2 protein-coding genes are annotated in these 1,469 nt (G+C 59.2%); one reads left to right on the top strand and one right to left on the bottom strand.

What is annotated here, in order from left to right; all coding sequences use genetic code 11:
* Positions 1-317, bottom strand: a 317-nt coding sequence (locus EOA24_RS37745; protein WP_127410808.1) for an aminotransferase class III-fold pyridoxal phosphate-dependent enzyme, incomplete at its 3' end; no start/stop codon positions are given.
* Between the two features lie 100 nt (positions 318-417).
* Between EOA24_RS37745 and EOA24_RS37750 the strand changes: the two genes are divergently transcribed.
* Positions 418-1,299, top strand: a complete 882-nt coding sequence (locus EOA24_RS37750) for a transketolase (protein ID WP_127410809.1) — start codon at positions 418-420, stop codon at positions 1,297-1,299.
* Positions 1,300-1,469: the final 170 nt, after the last annotated feature.

The following is a 1,469-nucleotide window of genomic DNA, read 5'->3' on the forward strand; positions in this document are numbered from 1 at the left end:
TTGTCGAACGGCGCCAACGCGGCGAGCTGTTCGACGAGTTCGACAGTAGGCTCGTTCGAACGATGGTTGAAGGTGTGGTAGACAGCTAGCCTGCGCATCTGGCGGTCAGCCGCGTCAGCCAGCCGGCTGTCGCTGAAGCCAAGCGATGCGCACCACAGTCCGCCCATTCCCTCAATGTAGCGTTTGCCGGCGTCATCGATGATGGTCGCGCCCTCGCCGGCCATGATGGTCAACGGGCCATGATCCTCATGCAGGCGCGGATCCGTTTGGGAATGAAAGTGCCTGGCCATGTCCAGCACGCGCAATTCGTTCTTCATCAAAATTCTCCTTCGCAACCAGATGGGCGATTGCGAAAGCGACAAATATCTTATAAGTTATAAGTTGTCGAGTAAAATGAAATCCTGGGAGTCACGCTCAATGCCAAACCCGCCCACCCCATCAGATATCGCCTTACGACCCGACGACGAGCAGATCGCCCTTTTGCGGGACAAGGCCGAGTTCATACGGCTCGAGACGCTGCGCCTCATCCAGATTGCCAAGGTTGGCCACTATTCGTCGGTGTTTTCCTGCGCGGAGATATTCGCCACGCTCTACTACGATGCGATGCGGCTCAAGCGCGGCGAGCCGCAATGGCCGGATCGCGACCGCTTCCTTATGGGCAAGGGACACGCCGCGGTCGGCCTCTATCCACTGCTGGTCGACTGGGGTTTCTTCTCCAAGGACATTCTCGATGGCTATACTCGGCTGGGTAATCCGCTTGGCGATCATCCTGACATGCGTAAGGTGCCCGGCGTCGATTTCAGCTCCGGCTCGATCGGTCATGCCCTTTCCGCTGGCCTGGGCATGACACTTGGCTGTCGCGCGGCCGACCGGCAATTTGACGTTTACGTCCTGCTCGGCGACGGCGAGATGCAGGAGGGCCAGGTTTGGGAAGCTGCACTATCGGCGGCCCACCACAAGGCCGGCAACCTGATCGCCATTGTCGACCGTAACGGATACCAGCTCGACGGTCAGGTTGACGACATCATCGGTATAGAGCCGTTGACAGACAAATGGGCAGCATTCGGCTGGCAGGTGCACGAGGTCGACGGTCATGACGTGGCCGCACTCGCGACGCTTCTGAGACAGCTAAAGGCCGAGACAAATCGAACTCGGCCCGTCTGCATCATAGCCAAAACCTCCAAAGGTAAGGGCGTCGGTTACATGGAAACCGAACCCGGCTGGCATCTGGGCTATCTGGCGCCGTCCGACGAGGCCTTGGCTGCCGATGAAATCAAGCGTGGAGGCAAAGCGCAATGAACGGCCCGACCGATCCCAACTCCTGGCAATACCGCCAGATCAACGCACGCGCACCTGGCCTGAGCTACCTGGCCAACGCACTCATTAATCTGGTCGAAGAGGGTCACCCCATCTTGGTGGGCACGGCCGACCTGCAATATTCAAACGGGCTGGTTCGGTTCGCGCAACGC

This window comes from Mesorhizobium sp. M2A.F.Ca.ET.039.01.1.1 (genome assembly GCF_003998035.1).
Taxonomy (GTDB): domain Bacteria; phylum Pseudomonadota; class Alphaproteobacteria; order Rhizobiales; family Rhizobiaceae; genus Mesorhizobium.